Consider the following 20,573-nt stretch of genomic DNA (forward strand, 5'->3'; position numbering starts at 1 on the left):
TATGTATGACTAATTTGTTATGCATTTCCTTGCTTTTTCAGAAATGCATAATAAAATGGACATCAAGCCCATCAGCACAATTTATTATGCAATCACTTCTCGCCCTCGGCAGTCAGATCCGCAGCGCTCGCAAGGCCCGGCAACTCAGTTCGACCAGCCTGGCCGAGCGCAGCGGCATCCATCGCAATACCCTGCAGGCACTGGAAACCGGCAAGGGCAATATCGAGCTCAGCAAACTGCTGTCCATCTGCACCGAACTCGGGCTGGAGCTGTTGCTGGTGCCGCGGGAAGTCTCGGCACAGCGCGCCGCCGAACAAGGCGGTGAGGGCGAGCGCACGGAATTGTCCGAACGTCTGCACGCCTTGATGAGGAACGGATCATGAGCATGTTGCGATCCCTGCGCATCCGTCTCGGCGTCACTGAAGTCGGTTCGCTGTTTGCCCTCGACGATGGGCGCGTGTATTTCCGCTTCGACGATGCCTACGCCATCGACCCGAACCGACCGGTGCTGTCGCAGCTATATCGCGGCTCGACTGAAGAGCGCACCGTCGCCCAATTGCTCAATCCCGCGCTGGAGGCCAATCGCGGCGACGGCAAGGGCGGCTTGCCGGCGTTTTTCCAGAACCTGCTGCCGGAAGGCCAGTTGCGCAAGCACCTGATCGAGCGCGCCGACCTGGCGCCGGACGACGAATTCGGCCTGCTGGCGTATTGCGGCAAGGATTTGCCGGGCGACGTGTCGGCCTTGTCGGAAACCCTTGATGACCGCCATCTTGGCCGCCTGATCGGGCAGGGCCGCGATAGCTATGAAATGAGCGCCGGCCAGTTGCCCACGCCGGATGGGGAATCGATCTCCGGCGTGCAGCCCAAGATCGGGCTGGTCCGTGCCACGGGCGGACGTTACGTGATGCGTTCCAAGGACGCGCGCGGCGCGCATTTCATCGGCAAGCTGCCGGCCTCGGATTATCCGCAGATGCCGGAGGTGGAGTTTTCCTCGCTCGCATTGGCGCGCGCTGCGGGTGTCCAGGTGTGCGAGCACGAATTGGTGCCGCTGACGGCGATCGCGGATCGCTTGCCGTTCGGGCTGCGCAGCGATGCTGAGAATTTCCTGCTGATCCACCGCTTCGACCGTGACGCCGGCACCGCGACCGGGCGGCTGCACATGGAAGACTTCGCCCAGATCACCGGCACTCCGGCCGCTGCCAAATATGCCGGCACCTATGCAGCGCTCGGCGTGGTGCTGCAAGAGCGCAGTATCAAGGGAGAGGAAGACCTGTTCGAGTTGCTGCGCCGGATCAAGGTGAACGAACTGCTCGGCAACTTCGACGCCCACCTCAAGAATTTCAGCATGCTGTATCGCACGCCGCAGGCGGCTGAGCTGTCACCGGCCTATGACATCGTGGCGTATTCGGCTTACCTCGCCGGTCACGGTCACGCCTTGGCGTTTGCCCCCGGCGAGAAGGCGCGCCAACTGCTGACGCCGGCGGTGCTGCGCGAGCTGGCCAATATCTGGCACATTCCCGAACCCAAGCTGCAAATGGTGCTGGTCGACACCGTCGAGCGTGCGATGCAAAGTTGGCCGGCGTTGTTGCAAAGCCTGCCGCTCAATGACACCCAGCGCAGCCGCATCAAGGCGCATCTGGACAACAACCCCAGCGTGATCGCCTGGCAGCGCCGCGCCGCGCGCAAGATCAGCGGCAAGGCATGATGAAGGACATCACATGAAACCCACCGCGCCTTTGCCGCTCAGGGACGGCGTCGCACCAAGCTATCTGTGGCTGCAGGAGGCTGCGGGTTTGTGGAGCAACATGCTGGACTTCCTGACGGCGCGTTTTCCCGGCGTGACGGAAGAGGCGTGGCGGCAACGCATGGCGCGCGGCGAAGTGGTGAATCAGGACGGCGTCATGCTGACTCCGGCGTCGCCTTACCGGCGCGGCGACTGTATCTTTTATTACCGCGACCTGGAAGGCAGCGAAACGCCGATTCCCTTCACCGAACAGATCCTGCATCAGGATGCGCATCTGCTGGTGGTCGACAAGCCGCATTTCGTGCCGGTGATCCCGACCGGCCGCTTCCTGCACGAAAGCCTGCTGGTGCGCCTGAAGAAGAAAACCGGCCTGGCCGACCTGACGCCGATCCACCGGCTCGATCGCGAGACCGCCGGCGTCATCATCTTTTCGCACAATCCCGCCAGCCGCGGCGCGTACCAGGCGATGTTTCAGCAACGCACGATGGACAAGACCTACGAAGCGCTGGCCGGGATGCTGGAAGGGCGCAGTTTCCCCTTCGTGCATCGCAGCCGCATGGTCGACGCCGACAAATTCTTCCTGATGCGCGAAGAAGAGGGCGAGCCCAACTCGGAGACGCAGGTCGATCTCATCGAGCGGCGCGGCGCACTGGGTTTGTACCGCCTCAATCCGGTCACCGGGCGCAAGCATCAACTGCGCGTGCACATGGCGGCGCTCGGCATTCCCATCGTCAACGACAACTTCTATCCGCACGTCGTACCGGCCGGCATGGCGGACAACTACGACGCGCCGCTGAAACTGCTGGCGCGCTCGATTGCCTTCACCGATCCGCTCAGCGGCGACGTGCGTTACTTCGAAAGCCTCAGGACCCTTTAGCTTTCCCGCTGTTTTTTCTGCTCCTCAGGCGTGTTGCAGCATCAGATCCAGGTTCTGCACCGCCGCGCCGGAAGCACCCTTGCCGAGATTGTCGAACACCGCCGACAGCAGCACGTGTCCGTGCTCCTCATTGATGAACACACCCAGATCCATGTTGTTGGTGCCGTTGAGCGCTTGCGGATTCAGATGCGTCAGCGTTTTGGTTTCTTCCAATGGAATCACGCGTACATGCGCAGCGCCGGCATAGTGGCGCTCCAGCGCGGCATGCAGTTGCTTGCCCTCGACGCCGGCCAGCAGGCGCAACTCCAGCGGGATGGTCAGCACGATGCCCTGGCGGAACGCGCCATAGGCCGGCACGAAGATCGGACGATGATCGAGGCCGGTGTAGCGCTGCATTTCAGGCGGGTGCTTGTGCGCCAGCGCCGTGCCGTACAGCTGGAAGGCCAGCGCCTGCGCGCCTTGCGGGCCTTCATATTGTTCCACCGAGGGGCGGCCGCCGCCCGAATAACCCGACACCGCATGTACGCTGACCGGATAGTCGCGCGGCACCAGGCCGGCTTCGATCAGCGGGCGCAACAAGCTGATCGCGCCGGTCGGGTAGCAACCCGGATTGGTCACGCGCGAGGCCGTGGCGATGCGCTCTGCCTGGCCGGCGTCCATTTCCGGGAAACCATAGACCCAGCCCGCCGTGGTGCGATGCGCCGAACTGGCGTCGATCACGCGTACGGCCGGATTCTCGATGGCGGCAACCGCGTCGCGCGCAGCGGCATCCGGCAGGCACAGGATGGCGATGTCGCAGGCGTTGATGGCTTCGGCGCGACGGGCTGCGTCCTTGCGCTCGGCGGCCGGCAGCGTCGCCAGTTGCAGGTCGCTGCGATGACGCAGGCGGTCGTGGATCAACAGACCGGTGGTGCCCTGGTCGCCGTCAATGAAAACAAGAGGTTTGGCCATGATCGCGTTCCTTCGCTGAACAATTAACAGTTAACAATTGGGAGAGATGAGGCACTCATCTTCGGCGTCTTGTTAAAATAAGAAAAGTTGAATTTAATAACGACAACATTCAGTTTTTCTGATTCAGATCTTTTAACCCGAGGTTCGCCATGAGAGAAATCAACCTGGACCGCCTGCGTACGCTGGTCGCCATCGCCGACCATGGCTCCTTCGCCGAGGCGGCGCGCGTGTTGCATCTGGCGCCGCCGACCATCAGCCTGCATATTGCCGACCTGGAAGAGCGTATCGGCGCAGCCTTGCTGTCGCGCAAGCGCGGCCAGATCCGGCCGACCACCATCGGCGAAACCCTGATCGAGCGCGCGCGCCGCCTGCTGGCCGATGCCGAGCAGGCGCTGGAAGACGTGCAGCGGCAGGTGCAGGGACTGGCCGGACGCGTGCGACTGGGCGCTTCGACCGGCGCGATTGCGCATCTGTTGCCGCAGGCGCTGGAGGTGCTGGGCCAGGATCATCCCGGCATCGACGTGCAGGTGGAAGTGCTGACCTCGCAGGACACCTTGAGCCGGCTCAGCGAAGGCACCCTTGATGTCGGTCTGGTGGCCTTGCCGCAAACGCCGGTGGCGCGGCTGGTGGTGCAGCCGTGGCGGCGCGATCCGGTAATGGCCTTCCTGCCGTCCGGCTGGCGCAGTCCGGCCCAGGTCACGCCCGAATGGCTGGCGGCGCAACCGCTGATCCTCAACGATGCCGGCACGCGCTTGTCGCACCTGACGCAGGAATGGTTTGCCGGCGGCGGGCAACGGCCGGCGCCACGCATCCAGCTCAACTACAACGATGCGATCAAGAGCCTGGTGGCGGCGGGTTACGGCGCAACGCTATTACCGCACGAGCAGGGCGCGCCGCTGCCCGATCCGCGCGTGCAGATGCTGCCGCTGCGGCCGGCCTTGTGGAGACAATTGGGGATTGCGCATCGCGCGGAGAATATCGAACGCCCGACGCAGCACGTGCTGGACGTGCTGTGGCGCTTTAGCCTGGACTAAGCCAGAGCGTCGCTCAGAGCAGATCTCTCGCCGTTCGGCGCGATCTTGAGCTGATGCAGCGAGGCCACCAGGTCGGCGAAGCGCTGGCCCTGGATCATCACATGCTGGCGCAGCAGTTCGACGGTGCGTTCGCTGTCGCCGGCGATGATGGCGTTGACCACGCCTTCATGCTCGTCGTAAGACCGTTTCAGGCGGTCGCGTACGCGCAGCTGCAGGCGGCGGTAAGGGCGCAGGCGGCGTTGCAGCACGCGCGCCTGTTCTTCCAGGAAGGCATTGTGGCTGCCGGCGTAGATCTGGCCGTGGAAGTCTTCGTTCTTGTAGAAATAGGTATCCGGATCGACAGCGTCGCGCGCGTCCTTGCAGGCCTGGTGCGCCGCCATCAGCGACGCATGCTCGGCCGCCGACATGCGGCGCGCCGCCAGACGCCCGCACATGGCTTCCAGCTCGGCCATCACTTCAAACATCTCGATCAACTGCTGCGGCCCGATCTCGGCCACGATGGCGCCGCGCCGCGGCCGCATCACGATGATGCCCATCGACGCCAGCTGGATCAACGCTTCGCGGATCGGCGTACGCGAGACGCCGAACTGCTCGGCCAGAACCGTCTCGTCCAGATGCTGGCCGGGCGCGAGTTTGCCGACGGCGATCAGTTCTTCGATCGATTCGCGCAAAGTCTCGGAACGTTTCTTAGGGGTATCCATGGATTGATATCAAGTATGCAATGAAACCATTCTAAATCATCTTTGATGCTTGACAATGTATTTGTTTTGTAAGAACGTGTATACAAGAAATCCGCTTAAAAAAGCAAGACGACAACAAATTCAACGGCGCCGGAAACACGGAAGAGACATTCCGGCGCCCTCAAGTTGATAAGAACTTAGATACATCGCACCAATTAAAAGTACAAAAAAGCAGTATTTCTCTCACCTTAAGGAGGATCAACAATGACTTCGCAAAAACGTAGAAGCATCATCGGTGCACTCGCGACCGCGCCACTGTGGACGGCAGGTTCGTCGGTGTGGGCCCAGGGCGCGCCCACCTCGCTGAAGATTTCCCATCAATTCCCCGGCGGCACCATCAACGAAGGCGACTTCCGCGACCGCCTCACGCGCATGTTTGCCGAAGGCGTCGCCAAGCGCACCAACGGCAGCCTCAAATTTGAAATTTATCCCGGCTCCTCGCTGATGAAGGTCAACGCGCAGTTCTCGGCCATGCGCAAGGGCGCGCTCGACATGTCGCTGGTGCCGCTCAACTACGCCGGCGGCGAAGTACCGGAAACCAACATCGGCCTCATGCCAGGCCTGGTGACCTCGTACGCGCAAGGCTCGGCCTGGAAGAACGCCGAAGTCGGCAAGGAGCTGGCGCGCATCCTGGCGGAGAAGGGCATCCTGATCGTCAGCTGGATCTGGCAGGCCGGCGGCGTCGCGTCGCGCACCAAGCCCATCATCGAACCGGCAGACGCCAAGGGCATGAAAGTGCGCGGCGGCTCGCGTGAAATGGACCTGATCCTGAAGGAAGCCGGCGCCGCCGTCGTGACCTTGCCGTCCAACGAAATCTACGCCGCCATGCAAACCGGCGCGATGGACGCGGCTATGACCTCGTCGACCTCGTTCATCTCCTTCCGCCTGGAAGAAGTCGCCAAGGCGCTGACCACCGGTCGCGACAAGGCGTATTGGTACATGTTCGAGCCGCTGATGATTTCCAAGTCCGTGTTCGAAAAACTGACCAAGGACCAGCAGGCCGCCATCATGGCCGTCGGCGCCGAGATGGAACAGTTCGCGCTGAAGGCTGCGCAGACCGATGACGTCGCCGTCGCCGCCGTGTACCAGAAGGCCGGCGCCAAGGTGGTCGACCTCAACGCCGCCACCGTCAAGAAATGGCAGGACATCGCCCGCGCCACCGCGTGGAAAGACTTCGCCGCACGCAATGCCAACTGCGCCAACCTGCTCAAACTGGCGGAGAAACTCCTATGAGTCACGGCTTCGAAATGCAGCCGCAGGCCAAGCCCGCGACGCCGGCCAACGCCGTCGTCGCCGGGCTGCACCACGCGCTGGAGAAATTCAACAAGCTCGCGGTATTCCTGGCGATGATTGCGCTGATGCTGACGTCGATTATCCTGACCTACTCGGTGGTGGTGCGTTACTTCTTCCATCAGCCGACCGACTGGCAGGATGAGGCGTCGGTGTTCATGCTGGTGGGCGTGATCTTCCTGTGTTCGGCGTACGTGCAATCGCTGCGCGGCCATATCGGCATCGAAGCGCTGGCCGGCTTCCTGTCGCCGCGCGCCAACCAGGTGCGCATGTTCATCGTCGACCTGATCTCGTTCGTGTTCTGCGCGTTCTTCGCGTGGAAGTCGTGGACGCTGTTCCACGAAGCCTGGGTCGACGGCCAGACCACCTCGTCGACGTTCGCGCCGCCGCTGTGGATTCCCTATTCGATGATGGCGATCGGCATGACCGTGTTGACGCTGCAATTGCTGGTGCAGGTATTGACCCGCATCACCGGCACTGTACCTGCATCTGTAGCGGCCAAGGAGCAAGCATGACGCTGACGCCTTTAGTTCTCGGTTCCCTGTACGGGATCGTCACCATCCTCGTGATGTGCTCCGGCATGCCCATCGCATTTGCGCTGGGTGTGGTGGCGACCTCGTTCATGTATTTCTTCATGCCGGCGTCTTCGCTCGACACCGTCACGCAAAACGTCTACGAAGAAATCGCTTCCATCACCTTGCTGTCGATTCCGCTGTTCATCCTCAAGGGGGCGGCGATCGGCAAATCACCGGCCGGTAAGGATTTGTACTCGGCCATCCACGCCTGGTTGAATCGCGTGCCGGGCGGCCTCGGCATCGCCAACGTGTTTGCCTGCGCCTTGTTTGCGGCGATGGCTGGTTCGTCGCCGGCGACTTGCTCGGCCATCGGCTCGGCCGGTATTCCGGAAATGCGCCGTCGCGGTTACTCGCCCGGGTTTGCAGCGGGCATCATCGCTGCCGGCGGCACGCTGGGCATCCTGTTGCCGCCTTCGATCACCATGATCCTGTACGCAGTGGCGGCAGAACAATCGCTGGGACGGCTGTTCCTCGCCGGCATCGGTCCGGGCGTGTTGCTGGTGATCCTGTTTGCCGGTTACGCCATGTACCGCGCCCGCAAGGAATACAAGATGGCCCACGCCATCTACACCGGCGGCGGCGCCAAGTCGGCCTACCTCGACGACGAGCATTTCACGCTGGCGCAAAAGGTGGAGATGCTGCCGCGCGTGCTGCCTTTCCTGATCCTGCTGATCGGCGTCATGATCGCGCTCTACGGCGGCTTTGCGACACCGTCGGAAACCGCCGGCCTGGGCGCCTTGCTGGCCATCGTGCTGATCGCCGTTGTCTATCGCATCTACAAGCCGCGCGAGCTGGTGCCGTTTCTCAACTCGACCATCAAGGAGTCGGGCATGCTGCTGCTGATCATCGGCATGTCGCTGCTGTATTCCTATGTGATGAGTTACCTGCACATCAGCCAGTCGGCAGCGCAGTGGGTGGTGGACATGCACCTGTCGAAATGGCTGCTGCTGGCGGTGATCCTGCTGATGGTGATCGTGCTCGGCTTCTTCCTGCCGCCGGTGTCGATTATCCTGATGACGGCGCCGATCATCCTGCCGCCGTTGCGTGAAGCCGGGTTTGACCTGATCTGGTTCGGCATCGTCATGACCGTGGTGATGGAAATGGGGTTGATCCATCCGCCCGTTGGCTTGAACTTGTTCGTGATCAAGAACATCGCGCCCGACATCCCGTTGTCGGAAGTGATCAAGGGCACGATCCCGTTCCTGGCGCTGATGTTCCTGGCCGTGATCCTGCTGTGCTTTTTCCCGGGTATTGCCACCGGCTTGCCCGACATCATCATGGGAGTGAAATAAAATGTCTGCCACCGGCCACGTCTGGAATCGTCGGCAAACCAATCGCAATGAACGCCTGGCGCGCGCAAGCAGCGTGCTGGGCAATTCGTTGGAAGGCAAGCTTCTGCCTTCGGCGCGCATTGCCGATTTGTTGTACGCCGTCATTGAATCAGGCGATCGCGTCTGCCTCGAAGGCAATAACCAGAAGCAGGCCGACTTCTTGTCGAAGGCGCTGGCCGGGCTCGATCCGGCGCGTGTGCACGACCTGCACATGCTGTTCTCGGTGCTGGCCTTGCCGGAGCATCTGGACGTCTTCGAAAAAGGCATCGCCTCGAAACTGGACTTTTCCTTCTCCGGTCCCCAGGCCGGCCGGTTGGCCAAGCTGGCGTCGGCCGGCAAACTCAACATCGGCGCCATCCATACCTACCTGGAATTGTTCGGCCGCTATTTCGTTGACCTGACGCCACGGGTTGCTTTGGTGGCGGCGCAGGCAGCGGATCGCCACGGTAATCTCTACACTGGTCCCAACACCGAAGACACGCCGGCGATCGTCGAGGCGACCACCTTCAGCAGCGGCATCGTCATCGCCCAGGTCAATGAAATCGTCGACGTATTGCCGCGCATCGACATCCCGGCCGACTGGGTCAGCTTCGTGACCAAGGCGCCGACACCGCATTACATCGAGCCGCTGTTCACGCGCGACCCGGCGCAAATCTCCGAGATTCAGGTGCTCATGGCGATGATGGCCATCAAGGGCATCTACGCCGAATACGAAGTGCAGCGCCTCAACCACGGCATCGGTTTCGACACCGCCGCCATCGAGCTGATCCTGCCGACCTATGGCGCATCGCTGGGCCTGCGCGGCAAGATCTGCAAGCACTGGGCGCTGAATCCGCATCCGGCATTGATCCCGGCGATCGAAGCGGGCTTCGTCGAATCGGTGCATTCCTTCGGCTCCGAGCTGGGCATGGAAGACTACATCCGCGCGCGTCCCGACATCTTCTTCATCGGACCCGACGGCTCCATGCGCAGCAACCGCGCGTTCTCGCAAACCGCCGGGCACTACGCCTGCGACATGTTCATCGGCTCGACGCTGCAGATCGACTTGCAGGGCAATTCGTCGACCGCGACGCTGGGCCGCATCGCCGGTTTCGGCGGCGCGCCCAACATGGGCGCCGACGCACGCGGCCGCCGTCATGCCAGCCCGGCTTGGCTCAAGGCCGGCCAGCAGGCCAGGGCCGGCAAGAACACCATCCCGCGCGGGCAGAAGCTGGTGGTGCAGACTGTGGAGACCTTCCGTGAACACATGCAACCGGCTTTCGTCGACCGGCTCGACGCCTGGCAACTGGCCGAACAGGCCAACATGCCGATCCCGCCGGTGATGATTTACGGCGACGACGTCACCCACATCCTGACCGAAGAAGGCATCGCCAACCTGCTGCTGTGCCGCACCGAAGAAGAGCGCGAGCAGGCCATACGCGGCGTCGCCGGCTACACGCCGGTCGGCCTGGCGCGCGACAAGCGCATGGTCGAGAACCTGCGTGATCGGGGCATCATCCGCCGCGCCGAAGACATGGGCATCGACAAGCGCCTGGCCACGCGCGACTTGCTGGCGGCCAAGAACATGAAGGATCTGGTGCGCGCTTCCGGCGGCCTGTACAACCCGCCCAAACGTTTCAGGAACTGGTGATATGGAAACCTTGAACTATCGTTTTGAAAACGGCACCCGCAAGCTCTCCGCCAAGGCCGAACTGGTCGGCGTGGTCAGCTCGGGCAATCTCGAAGTGCTGATCGAATCAGTCGACCTGCAAGGCGGCTGCTCCGTCGAAATCAAGACCGCCGCGCGCGGTTTCGGCGCCATCTGGGAAGCCGTCATCGGCGACTTCAACAAGCGCTGGCAACTGGCCGACACGCGCATCTCGATCAACGACATGGGCGCCACGCCGGCAGTGGTCAGCCTGCGCCTGGATCAGGCGGTGGAATCGGTTGTGGAGGCAAGATGACAACCAGTTACTTGGAAGCGAATGCCCGCGAACGCATTGCGCAGGTGCTCGACGCCGACAGTTTTGAAGAATTCTTGCCGCCGTCGAAACGCATCGTCAGTCCGCATCTGGGGCAGCTCGATGCGCCGGTGTCGTTTGACGACGGCGTCGTGGTTGGACGCGGTGCGCTCAACGGCGCCACGGTGTTTGCCGCGGCGCAGGAGGGCGGTTTCATGGGTGGTGCGGTCGGTGAAGTCCACGGCGCCAAACTGGTCGGTCTGCTCAAGCGCGCCGTGCAGGAACAAGCCGAAGGCGTCATCCTGTTGCTGGAAACCGGCGGCGTGCGCCTGCACGAAGCCAACGCCGGCCTGATCGCCGTGTCCGAAGTCATGCGCGCCGTGCTCGATACACGCGCAGCAGGCATTCCCGTCATCGTGCTGGTGGGCGGCTCCAACGGCTGCTTCGGCGGCATGGGCATCGTTGCGCGTTGCGCCAACGCCATCATCATGTCGGAAGAAGGGCGTCTGGCCATGTCCGGACCGGAAGTCATCGAAACCGCCAACGGCGTCGAAGAATTCGACTCGCGCGACCGCGCGCTGGTGTGGCGCACCACCGGCGGCAAGCACCGTTACCTGCTCGGCGATTGCCAGGGCATCGTCGCCGACGATACGGCGGCATTCCGCGATGCGGCCACGCAGACGCTGGCGGCATTCAAGAACAATCCGACGGCGCTGAGCCTGCAGGCATTGGAAGCCGAGCAAGCCATGCTGGAGCAGCGCATCACCCGCTTCGGCGACGCCGCCGATCCGCTCGAGATATGGCAGCGCCTCGGCATCGACAAGCCGCAGGACATCGCCATGCTGGAGGCGGCAGCGTTCACCACATTGGCTGAATCGCATCGTGTGAAGGGACAACCATGAGCTGGCAAATACTGGCGGACGATTTATTCCCGCAAGGCCACAGCATCACCGAAAAGGCCGACTTCCTGTCCGGTACCGCGCAGGTCGACGGCGAGGTCGTGACCATCGTCGGCACCACCGGCCACACGCCGATCGGCATCGAGATCGCCTTGTCGCAGGCGCAGGCCATCCTGCAAACCGTGCGCGACCATCCCGGCCGCGCCATCGTCATCCTGGTCGACACGCAAGGGCAGCGCCTGCGCCACCGCGACGAGATGCTGGGCATCAACAGCTACATGGCGCACCTGGGGAAATGCATCGCCCTGGCGCGTCAGCAGGGGCACAAGATCATCGGACTGGTGTACGACCAGGCCTTGTCGGGCGGCTTCATCACCAGCGGCCTGATGGCCGACGCCTGCTATGCGCTGCCGAACGCGACCATTCGCGTGATGGGCTTGCCGGCGATGGCGCGTATCACCAAGGTGCCGGAAGAACGCCTGGTGGAACTGGCAAAGAGTAATCCGGTGTTTGCACCGGGGCCGGAAAATTACCATCGCATGGGCGGCGTCGCCGAGATCTGGAGCGGCGACCTGGCCGCTCAGCTGGCGCAAGCGCTGGCAGACGCGGACAGCACCGACCGGCGCGCGGCGGTCGGCTTGCAGCGCGGCGGCCGCAACTGGTCGCAACGCGTGGTCGACGCCATCGTCAGCAACAGCGATGTCCAGCCGCTCTGACTTGTCCACGCGCCACGGGCTGGTCTGGCTGAACGAAGCCGGCTGGCGCGAGGCGCTTGCGTGCGTCGTCGATGACCATCGCTTCGCCGTGCAACGCTGGCTGCAGCTCGACTGGCCGGCGGTGATCCGTCGCCGCGATGCCGATTGCGCACCCGGCGAGATCTGCCTCGGTATTGCCTTGCCGCCGGATCAGGACGGCGTCAAGTTGCGCATCCCTTTGCGTGTCGGCTTGCAAGGCGTGTGCGAGATGCGGGCGCCGCTGGAGATTGCCGATGTGATCGAACATGCCGGATCGCAATGGCGCAATGGCCTGCTTGAATTGCACGGCGACATCACTGCGCAAGGACTTGAGATTCGCGTATACGGTTCCCTCGCTTTGCAGGCGCTGACCGGGCAATCCTATTTGCGGCCGGCGTCGGATATCGATGTGCTGTTTTGTCCATCGGATCACTTGCAACTGGAGCAGGGCGTGTCCCTGCTGCAGCAGTACGCCACGCGTCTGCCGCTCGATGGCGAGATCGCCTTCCCGACCGGACATGCAGTGTCTTGGAAAGAGTGGGCGCAAGCCTGCGGCAATCTCGACAACCGCGTATTGATCAAACACGACAGCGGCGTCGCCTTGCAGCGTGTGGGCGAGCTTCTGGCTGAATTTGAGGAGCGCGCATGCGCGGCGTAGATCACCTTGCTCCCTTGCCTGCCATGCGCTTGCCGGTGGCGGTGCATTACACCGAGCGACGTCGTCGCCAACGCCGGCAGCAGGCTTTCTGCCGCGAACTCGCTCGCATGGCCTTGCGCAGCCTGCATCAGGAATTGACGCTGTATCCCAAACCGGGCCTGGTCTCGCCGGTTGACAACGGCAGCCACGACGACATGGATGCGACGACTTTTCTGCGTAGCCTGTTCTCGCTGCGTCGCTATTTTTCCGACATCGCCGCAGCAGGCGCGGCCGGCACCTCCTTCAATGAACTTAAACGTCTCGGTATCGACGCCGAGCAACGCATGCTCAAGGCCACCGGCGGCGTCAATACGCATCGCGGTGCGATCTTCTGTCTGGGCATGCTGTGCGCGGCGATTGCCTGCTGCCGCAGCCAGGAGATGACGCTGTCGCCGCAGGCGATTCGCGCCACCTTGCTGATCCGCTGGGGCGATGCGTTGACGGGACATACCAATTCATCGATTGAAAACGAAGAGACTGCCAGCCACGGTTTGCGCGTCGCCGCACGTCACGCCGTGGGCGGTGCGCGTGAAGAGGGCGCGCTTGGTTTTCCTTCCGTCTTCGAGATCGCCTTGCCGCAACTGCAGGCCACGCTCGCGGCCGGACGCGACTGGCATTGCGCCAAAATCGACGCCTTGTTCGCACTGATGGCGCATGTCAGCGACACCAATGTCTATCACCGCGGCGGCGCGGCAGGCGCGGCGCTGGTGCAGCAACGCAGCCGCGAGTTCCTGGCCGGCGGCGGTACGGCTGATCCCGCGTGGCTGGTGCGTGCCGAAGCTGTCCATCACGAATTCGTGGAGCGGCGCTTGTCGCCCGGCGGCGCTGCCGATCTGCTCGCGGCGGCTTGTCTGATCCACACGGTGTGCGGTGGCGAGCGGCAGGCATGAGCGCACGTTTTGCCGTTCTTTGTCCGGGACAGGGGAGTCAGCATCCCGGCATGTTCGATATGCTGCGCGCCGATGCGCGCGGTGATCATATCGTGCAGGAGCAGGCGCTCGATACCCGGCTCGGAAGGCCGCTCGATGAGATTCTGCATGATCCTCAATTGCTGTTCGCCAATCGCCATGCGCAACCGTTGATCGTCGCGGCCGGGCTGGCGGCGTGGCGCATGTTGCGCGAGGAGTTGCCTGCGCCGACGCTGGTTGCCGGTTACAGCATCGGCGAGCTGACCGCTTACGGCGTCGCCGGCGCGTTGCCGGGGAACGACGCAATCGATCTCGCCGTCGCGCGTGCCGCATATATGGATGCCTGCCTGAAACACGCGCCGCATCAGGGTCTGATGTCGGTCGGCGGCATCGAGGCCGGTGAAGCGCAGGAACTGCTGCGACGTCACGGTGCGTTCGTGGCGATCGCCACCGGATTCGATACCTTGATTGCAGGCGGACGCAGCGACGACTTGCTGGCTGCGCAAAGCGAGCTGGAAGGCATCGGCGGCAGGACCGGCATTTTGCCGGTCGGCATCGCCTCGCATACAGCGTTGATGGAGCCTGCGCTGGCGCCGTTTACGGCGGCGCTCGATGCGGCGGATTTTCACGAACCTGCCTGCACGGTCCTGGCCGGAGTGTCAGGGGGCGAAATTCATGACGTTTCATCCGCACGCAGCACGCTCGCACAACAACTGACGCACACCATACGCTGGTCGTCCTGCATGGATGCCTGCGCCGAACGCGGCATCAGTGTCGCGCTGGAACTTGGACCCGGGTCGGCCCTGTCGCGCATGCTGCGGGAACGTCATCCGCACATCGAATGCCGCTCGGTTTCCGACTTCCGCAGTCTTGCCGGCGTGCTGAATTGGTTACGTAGCCGGCTCGACTGAATTTTGCAGCGGCGCAACATGCCGTCGCCCGCAACCGGCCATCCCACGCCGCTTTCCAACCTACCACGCAGACCTTGGTTGCCTAAAAAACAAGGTTTTGTACATTGCTCATGAAAACGCGAACGTACGCTTGAAATGTAACTATCAATTAGGTACATTGGTCTCGTCGTTACAGCTTAATAACAATCATAAAATAAATTGCCATATCGACAACGGCGCCGATGCTGGTGCTGGTTTTGCGCCAGAAAATTGACAACTATGTGCGAGACCGCTGTTCCAAGTGAAAAATACGTGACCGATTGACGCATCTTTCGTACGGATATAAACGATGACTTCAGAGATCTCCGACAAGGAGATTACAGATTTCCAGCTGTTATTCGAATCGGTGCCGGGGCTGTTCCTGGTCTTGCTGCCCGATTTCACCATCATCGCGGTGAGCGATGCCTACCTGCAGGCGACGCTGACCAGGCGAGAACAAATCGTCGGCCGCCATCTGTTCCAGGTCTTTCCCGACAACCCTGAGGACCCATCTGCCGACGGCGTGGCCAATCTGCGTAGTTCGCTGGAGCGCGTGCTGGCAACCCAGGCGCCTCATGCCATGGCGATGCAGAAATACGATGTGCCGTGCCCCGGCGGCAGCGGATTCGAAACCCGCTACTGGAGTCCGTCCAATTTCCCGGTGTTCGGCAAGGACGGCGCCATTCGCTACATCATGCACCGCGCCGAAGACATCACCTCCTATGTGCAGCTCAAGAAGGAGCGGCAGGAACTGGGCCGCCTGAGCGACCAGTTGCAGGAGCAGTGCGGCGCGCAGGAACTTGAAGTGCCGGCGCTGAGCGGCGATACCGTTGCCGGCGTCCGGCACCTGCACGCGCTGAACCGTGCGCTCAAACTGGAGATCCTCGCGCGCAACCAGCTTGAGGATGCAAATCGTGAACTGACGCGCGCGTTGCAGCGCAATATCGAAAAACTCGAGGCCAGCAACAAGGAGTTGGAGAGCTTCAGCTATTCGGTGTCGCATGACCTGCGCGCGCCTTTGCGCGCCGTCGACGGCTTTGCGCGCATGCTGGAGGAAGACGCCGCCGACCAGCTCGACGAAGAAGGCTTGCGCAAGCTGCAGGTGATCCGTAACAACACGCGCAACATGGGACGGCTGATCGATGAATTGCTGGAGTTTTCGCGGTTGGGCCGCAAGGAACTCAACTACGGCCACCTGAACATGACCGCGCTGGCCAAGGCCTGTTTCGATGAAGCCGCGAGTGCGGTGACCGTTCCGGCGACCTTGCGGCTCGGCGACTTGCCGGTCGCGGAAGGCGATATCACGCTGATCAAGCAGGTGTGGTTCAACCTGTTGGCGAACGCGCTCAAATTCAGCGCCAAGCGTGAACAGATACTGATCGACGTCAGTGCGGAAGAGGTCGAGGGCGGTGTCACTTATACCCTGCGCGATAACGGGGCCGGCTTCGACATGCGCTATTACAACAAACTGTTCGGCGTATTCCAGCGCTTGCATCGGGTCAGTGAATTCGAAGGCACCGGTGTCGGCCTGGCGATCGTGCATCGTATCGTCACGCGTCACGGCGGCCGCGTCTGGGCCGAGGGCGTGGTCGGTGAGGGTGCGGTATTTCATTTCACCTTGCCTGCGGTGACAAGGGAGCAGACCCATGAACAACTTTGAAAAGATCGACATCCTGTTGGTGGAAGACAACCCCTACGATGCCGAGCTGTCGCTGCGCGCGCTGCAAAAAAAGAAACTCGTCAATAACGTTGAATGGGTGCAGGACGGCGCCGATGCGCTCGATTTTCTGTTCTGCGCCGGCGTCTACGCCAATCGCCCCAAAGGGGAACTTCCGCGTTTGATCCTGCTCGACATCAAACTTCCCCGGGTCAGCGGCATCGAGGTGTTGCGCCGGATCAAGGCCGATCCCGAGACGCGTTCGATTCCGGTGGTCATGCTGACCTCGTCGGCCGAGGTACAGGACCTGAGCGAGTGCTATCAGCTGGGCGTCAACAGTTATATCGTCAAGCCGGTCGAGTTCGAGAGTTTCCAGGAAGAGGTCGAGAAGGCCGGGTTTTATTGGATGCTCGTCAACAAAGTACCGGCATCTTAAAAAGAGAATCGGGGACGGGGATGAGAAGAAGTACGCTGAAAATACTGATGGTGGAAGACGATCCGGGCGACGTCGAATTGTCGCGCTATGAACTGACGCGCGCCGGCATCGCCTGCGATGTCCAGCAGGTGGAGACCGAGGATGCCTTCGTCGAGGCATTGAGCCGCTATCAGCCCGATATCGTGCTCGGCGATTTCTCCTTGCCCAATTTCGACGGCATGTCGGCGCTGCAGATCGTGCAGCAGATCACGCCCAGCACGCCGTTCCTGTTTGTCTCCGGCACCATGGGCGAAGAGCGTGCGATCAAGGCGCTCAAGCAGGGCGCTTACGACTACGTACTCAAATCCAATCTGGCGCGTCTGCCGTCGGCAGTTGAGCGCGCGCTGCAGGAGGCGCATCAGAATCAGATCCGCAACAAGATGGAACAGGCGCTGCAAGCCGAGCGCAACTTGCTGTCGGCCATTTTCGATACGACAGGCGCGCTGGGGCTGATGCTGGACAAGGAAGGCCGCATCGTGCGTTTCAACCAGGCCGCCGAGCGCACCACCGGCTATACGCTGTCGCAGGTGCAGGGCAAGCATTTCTGGGATATATTTTTTCCGGCCGAGGAACTCGAACCGGTGCGCAATCATTTCCTCAACTGGCACATGCAGACGCAACCGCTGCAATACCAGAGCCGCTGGCTCACCGCCGGCGGCGAGCGGCGCGAAATATTGTGGCTGACCACGTTCCTGCAGGAAGACCATGGTCCGGCGCTCAACTACGTCTGCAGCGGCATCGACATCACGCAGTGGCGCCAGGCGGAAGATCGCGTCCATCGGCTCAGCAACTACGACGTCCTGACCGGCTTGCCCAATCGCAGTCTGTTGCGCGACCGTCTGGAGCAGGGCATCACGCGCGTCGAACGCGAACGTCGGCCAGGATTGCTGTCGGTGATCCTGATCGGGGTACGCGGCGCCATCGCCGTTCGCGAAAGCCTGGGACTGAAAATGAGTGAAGACGCATTGGTCGAAGCCGGGCGCAGGTTGTCCGGCCTGATGCAGCATGACGCCACGCTGGCGCGATTCGGCGACACCAGTTTCGCCATGGTGGTGCATGTGCCGGAGCAGGATCAGATCGCCATGGTGGTGCAGGAAATCATCGACGTGCTCGACTTGCCGTATCACGTCGACGGTCATGAGGGCGTCTATCTCGAATCGAACATCGGCGCCACCATTTATCCGAACGACGGCGACAACGGCGACGCTTTGCTGCAAGCCGCGGAGGTGGCCATGCACCGCGCCATGGACAATGTGCTTGAGCGTTTCCAGTTCTATACGCCGGCGCTCAACAGCCAGGTCAGCCATCGCCTGCAAATGGCGTCGCAACTGCGCCAGGCGGTGCAAAAGAAAGAAATGCTGCTGCATTACCAGCCGCAGGTGTCGCTGCAGAGCGGCGAGATCGTCGGCGTGGAAGCGTTGCTGCGCTGGCAGCATCCGGAAAAGGGCATGATCTCGCCGATGGAATTCATTCCGATGGCGGAAGAAACCGGCCTGATCGTACCGATCGGCGAGTGGGTGCTGCGCACTGCTTGCGACCAGGCCCAGCGTTGGCATGACCTGGGCGTGCACGGGCTGACGATGGCGGTCAACCTGTCGGCCAAACAGTTTGCCCAGAAAGACCTGGCGGCGGTGGTGCGGAAGGCGCTGGACGATAGCGGCTTCAGTTCGCATTGCCTGGAGCTGGAGCTGACCGAAAGCGCCTCGATGGAGTCGCCTGAAAAGAGCATTGAAGTCATGAAGCTGCTCAAGGCCATGGGCGTGCGGCTGTCGATCGACGATTTCGGCACCGGTTATTCCAACCTCAATTACCTCAAGCGGTTTCCGGTCGACCAGCTCAAGATCGACCGTTCCTTCGTGCGCGACGTCGGCAACAACGCCGACGATCTCGCCATCGCGCGCGCCGTGATCGCGTTGGCGCGCAGCCTGCACCTGGAAGTGCTGGCCGAGGGCGTGGAAGACCTGGAGCAATGCAACATCATGAAAGAAAACGGCTGCGACAAGGTGCAGGGTTATTACTTCAGCAAACCTTTGCCGGTGGACGAGTGCACGCGGCTGCTGCAGGCAGGCATCAAATCCTCCTGATACATCGCTGCCGCTGCTGCTGTCATTGTTTTGATGGATAATCGTAAGCCATGAGCTCCGTCATCCATTCCCCTCAAGCGCCTTTCCGCGGCCTGCTGCTGGCCGCCGGCAAAGGCACGCGTTTCGATCCTGCCGGCGCCGGCAACAAGCTGCTGGCATCCTTGCCCGAGAGCGATGAAGTGGTTGCGGTCGCCGCGGCACGCGCCATGTTGCAGGTATTGCCGGTGCTGGCAGTGGTCCGCGCCGTCGACAGCGAGCTGAGTCGACTGCTGACTGCGGCCGGTTGCGAGGTCATCGGTTGCGACGACGCCGATACGGGCATGAGCGCTTCGCTGATGTACGGGATACGGCAGACGCAGAACGCCGTCGGCTGGATCATTGCGTTGGCCGACATGCCATATGTGCAGGCGGCGACGCATCGCGGTTTGCTGGCTGCATTGAAAGACGGCGTGCAGATCGCCGTGCCGACGTATCAGGGCAAGCGCGGCAATCCGGTCGCCTTTGGCTGCAGCCATCTGGACGGCTTGCTGGCATTGAGCGGTGACCGTGGCGCACGGAGCTTGCTGCAAGAGTTTCCGGTCAACGAAATCCCCGTCAACGATCCCGGCATCCACCGGGACATCGATACACGCGCCGACCTCGACGCGCGCTGAAATCCTCGGAATCTATTTGCTGAATTCACCGACGGCGCAACTGCCGCCGGCGTTTCCGCTCGCGTCCGGCAACGGATCGGTGCGCGCCGCATGCGTTTGCGAAATGGTCACGCCGTTACGGATGGCGGTCATTTCGGCAAGGACGGCAATGGCGATTTCGGGCGGCGTGCGCGCACCCAGGAACAAGCCGACCGGGCCGTGCAGCTTGTCGATCTCGGCCGAGCTGATGTCGAACAGCGCCAGCCGCTCACGCCGCTTGATGTTGTTGGTGCGCGAGCCGATCGCGCCGATGTAAAAGGCCGGCGACTTGAGCGCTTCGATCAGCGCCATGTCGTCCAGCTTGGGATCGTGGGTCAGCGTCACCACGGCGCTGTTGGCGTCGAGTTGCAGGCGCATGAGCAGGTCGTCGGGCATCTCGCCGGACAGTTCCACGCCGGCGATGTCCCACTCCTGCAGGTATTCCGCGCGCGGATCGCAGACGATGACCTGGTAGTCGAGCGCCAGCGCGAACTGCGCGACATAGCGCGACATCTGTGCGGCGCCGATGATGATCAGGCGGTAGCGCGGGCCGTAGGGCGCGATCAGCTTGCGATCCTGCACCACGGTCTGGCGCGCCTCGCTGTCGGTGGCGAGCGTAGCCGCGCCGGTGTCGAGGTCGAGCGTACGCGTGACGCGCAGCCCCCGGCGCACGGCGGCCAGCAATTCGGCAATGCGCGACTGCGCCGAGACCGGCTCCATCATGATTTCCAATGTGCCCCCGCAGGGCAGGCCGAAGCGGTGCGCCTCATCTGCGGTGAGGCCATAGGTCAGTTCGAACGGCAGCGTCCGCTCCAGCTCGCCGCCCTGGATGCGGCGGATCAGGTCGTCCTCGACGCAGCCGCCCGAGACCGAACCACGCACATGGCCGTCGCCGCGAATCGCCATCATTGACCCCACCGGACGCGGCGCCGACCCCCAGGTGTGGGTGACGGTGCCGAGCAGGACGCGATGGCCTTGCTCGTGCCAGGTAAGGGCGGTGTTGAGGACGTCGAAGTCGATGGATTCCATGCGCGGTT

General features: G+C 62.4%; 21 protein-coding genes. 18 read left to right on the plus strand and 3 right to left on the minus strand.

From position 1 onward, the window contains the following. Window positions 1–86 precede the first annotated feature (86 nt). The 3 genes from E4P32_RS04870 to E4P32_RS04880 are packed head-to-tail and all read left to right on the plus strand — an operon-like array spanning window position 87 to window position 2,621. Entirely contained in the window at window positions 87–383 is a 297-nt protein-coding gene (locus E4P32_RS04870) for a helix-turn-helix transcriptional regulator (protein ID WP_116433005.1), read from the plus strand. Continuing rightward, window positions 380–1,705 (plus strand): type II toxin-antitoxin system HipA family toxin, encoded by a 1,326-nt coding sequence (locus E4P32_RS04875; protein ID WP_116433004.1) that lies wholly within the window; start codon window positions 380–382, stop codon window positions 1,703–1,705. The genes E4P32_RS04870 and E4P32_RS04875 overlap by 4 nt, the downstream gene beginning before the upstream one ends. A gap of 13 nt (window positions 1,706–1,718) precedes the next feature. Further along, a complete protein-coding gene (locus E4P32_RS04880; RefSeq protein WP_116433003.1) occupies window positions 1,719–2,621 on the plus strand; it encodes a pseudouridine synthase in 903 nt (300 codons plus the stop codon). Window positions 2,622–2,645: 24 nt separating this feature from the next. Here the strand turns inward: E4P32_RS04880 and argC are convergent, their stop codons facing one another. Then, complete coding sequence (gene argC / locus E4P32_RS04885) at window positions 2,646–3,572, minus strand: N-acetyl-gamma-glutamyl-phosphate reductase (protein ID WP_116433002.1); 927 nt, start codon at window positions 3,570–3,572, stop codon at window positions 2,646–2,648. Between the two features lie 149 nt (window positions 3,573–3,721). On the opposite strand from argC, the gene E4P32_RS04890 reads away from it, so the two are divergent. After that, window positions 3,722–4,606, plus strand: a complete 885-nt coding sequence (locus E4P32_RS04890) for a LysR family transcriptional regulator (RefSeq protein ID WP_116433001.1) — start codon at window positions 3,722–3,724, stop codon at window positions 4,604–4,606. Here the strand turns inward: E4P32_RS04890 and E4P32_RS04895 are convergent. Beyond that, window positions 4,603–5,307, minus strand: a complete 705-nt coding sequence (locus tag E4P32_RS04895) for a GntR family transcriptional regulator (RefSeq protein ID WP_116433000.1) — start codon at window positions 5,305–5,307, stop codon at window positions 4,603–4,605. The genes E4P32_RS04890 and E4P32_RS04895 overlap by 4 nt on opposite strands. A gap of 243 nt (window positions 5,308–5,550) precedes the next feature. Between E4P32_RS04895 and dctP the strand changes: the two genes are divergently transcribed. From dctP to E4P32_RS04965, 14 genes are all read left to right on the plus strand, one after another. Beyond that, window positions 5,551–6,579 carry a TRAP transporter substrate-binding protein DctP gene (dctP, locus tag E4P32_RS04900; protein ID WP_116432999.1) on the plus strand — a complete coding sequence of 343 codons (1,029 nt, stop codon included), beginning with the start codon at window positions 5,551–5,553 and terminating at the stop codon, window positions 6,577–6,579. Beyond that, the gene (locus E4P32_RS04905; protein WP_116432998.1) at window positions 6,576–7,151 is read left to right on the plus strand and encodes a TRAP transporter small permease; all 576 of its coding nucleotides are present in this window, start codon (window positions 6,576–6,578) and stop codon (window positions 7,149–7,151) included. The genes dctP and E4P32_RS04905 overlap by 4 nt, the downstream gene beginning before the upstream one ends. A 2-nt stretch (window positions 7,152–7,153) precedes the next feature. Continuing rightward, entirely contained in the window at window positions 7,154–8,503 is a 1,350-nt protein-coding gene (locus tag E4P32_RS04910) for a TRAP transporter large permease (protein ID WP_116433895.1), read from the plus strand. A 1-nt stretch (window position 8,504) separates the two neighbouring features. Then, window positions 8,505–10,172: a malonate decarboxylase subunit alpha gene (mdcA, locus tag E4P32_RS04915; RefSeq protein ID WP_116432997.1), complete on the plus strand. Its 1,668-nt coding sequence runs from the start codon at window positions 8,505–8,507 to the stop codon at window positions 10,170–10,172. 1 nt (window position 10,173) lies between these two features. Further along, the gene (mdcC, locus tag E4P32_RS04920; RefSeq protein WP_116432996.1) at window positions 10,174–10,485 is read left to right on the plus strand and encodes a malonate decarboxylase acyl carrier protein; all 312 of its coding nucleotides are present in this window, start codon (window positions 10,174–10,176) and stop codon (window positions 10,483–10,485) included. Beyond that, window positions 10,482–11,384 (plus strand): biotin-independent malonate decarboxylase subunit beta, encoded by a 903-nt coding sequence (locus E4P32_RS04925; protein WP_116432995.1) that lies wholly within the window; start codon window positions 10,482–10,484, stop codon window positions 11,382–11,384. The genes mdcC and E4P32_RS04925 overlap by 4 nt, the downstream gene beginning before the upstream one ends. Beyond that, window positions 11,381–12,097, plus strand: coding sequence for a biotin-independent malonate decarboxylase subunit gamma (mdcE, locus tag E4P32_RS04930; protein WP_116432994.1), 717 nt, complete (start codon window positions 11,381–11,383; stop codon window positions 12,095–12,097). The genes E4P32_RS04925 and mdcE overlap by 4 nt, the downstream gene beginning before the upstream one ends. Beyond that, complete coding sequence (mdcG, locus tag E4P32_RS04935; RefSeq protein WP_116432993.1) at window positions 12,081–12,773, plus strand: malonate decarboxylase holo-[acyl-carrier-protein] synthase; 693 nt, start codon at window positions 12,081–12,083, stop codon at window positions 12,771–12,773. The genes mdcE and mdcG overlap by 17 nt, the downstream gene beginning before the upstream one ends. Next, the gene (gene mdcB / locus E4P32_RS04940) at window positions 12,761–13,702 is read left to right on the plus strand and encodes a triphosphoribosyl-dephospho-CoA synthase MdcB (protein ID WP_116432992.1); all 942 of its coding nucleotides are present in this window, start codon (window positions 12,761–12,763) and stop codon (window positions 13,700–13,702) included. The genes mdcG and mdcB overlap by 13 nt, the downstream gene beginning before the upstream one ends. Next, window positions 13,699–14,631 carry an acyltransferase domain-containing protein gene (locus E4P32_RS04945; protein ID WP_116432991.1) on the plus strand — a complete coding sequence of 311 codons (933 nt, stop codon included), beginning with the start codon at window positions 13,699–13,701 and terminating at the stop codon, window positions 14,629–14,631. The genes mdcB and E4P32_RS04945 overlap by 4 nt, the downstream gene beginning before the upstream one ends. A 328-nt stretch (window positions 14,632–14,959) precedes the next feature. Further along, a complete protein-coding gene (locus E4P32_RS04950) occupies window positions 14,960–16,309 on the plus strand; it encodes an ATP-binding protein (RefSeq protein WP_116432990.1) in 1,350 nt (449 codons plus the stop codon). Then, complete coding sequence (locus E4P32_RS04955; RefSeq protein WP_116432989.1) at window positions 16,296–16,742, plus strand: response regulator; 447 nt, start codon at window positions 16,296–16,298, stop codon at window positions 16,740–16,742. The genes E4P32_RS04950 and E4P32_RS04955 overlap by 14 nt, the downstream gene beginning before the upstream one ends. A gap of 20 nt (window positions 16,743–16,762) precedes the next feature. After that, window positions 16,763–18,865, plus strand: a complete 2,103-nt coding sequence (locus E4P32_RS04960) for an EAL domain-containing protein (RefSeq protein ID WP_116432988.1) — start codon at window positions 16,763–16,765, stop codon at window positions 18,863–18,865. Window positions 18,866–18,915: 50 nt separating this feature from the next. After that, window positions 18,916–19,518: a nucleotidyltransferase family protein gene (locus tag E4P32_RS04965; protein WP_116432987.1), complete on the plus strand. Its 603-nt coding sequence runs from the start codon at window positions 18,916–18,918 to the stop codon at window positions 19,516–19,518. 12 nt (window positions 19,519–19,530) lie between these two features. On the opposite strand, the gene E4P32_RS04970 is transcribed toward E4P32_RS04965, so the two are convergent. After that, window positions 19,531–20,565, minus strand: coding sequence for an XdhC family protein (locus tag E4P32_RS04970; RefSeq protein WP_116432986.1), 1,035 nt, complete (start codon window positions 20,563–20,565; stop codon window positions 19,531–19,533). Window positions 20,566–20,573 lie beyond the last annotated feature (8 nt).

It is taken from the genome of Herbaspirillum sp. 3R11 (assembly GCF_004563925.1).
In the GTDB taxonomy this organism is placed as follows: Bacteria; Pseudomonadota; Gammaproteobacteria; order Burkholderiales; family Burkholderiaceae_D; genus Herbaspirillum.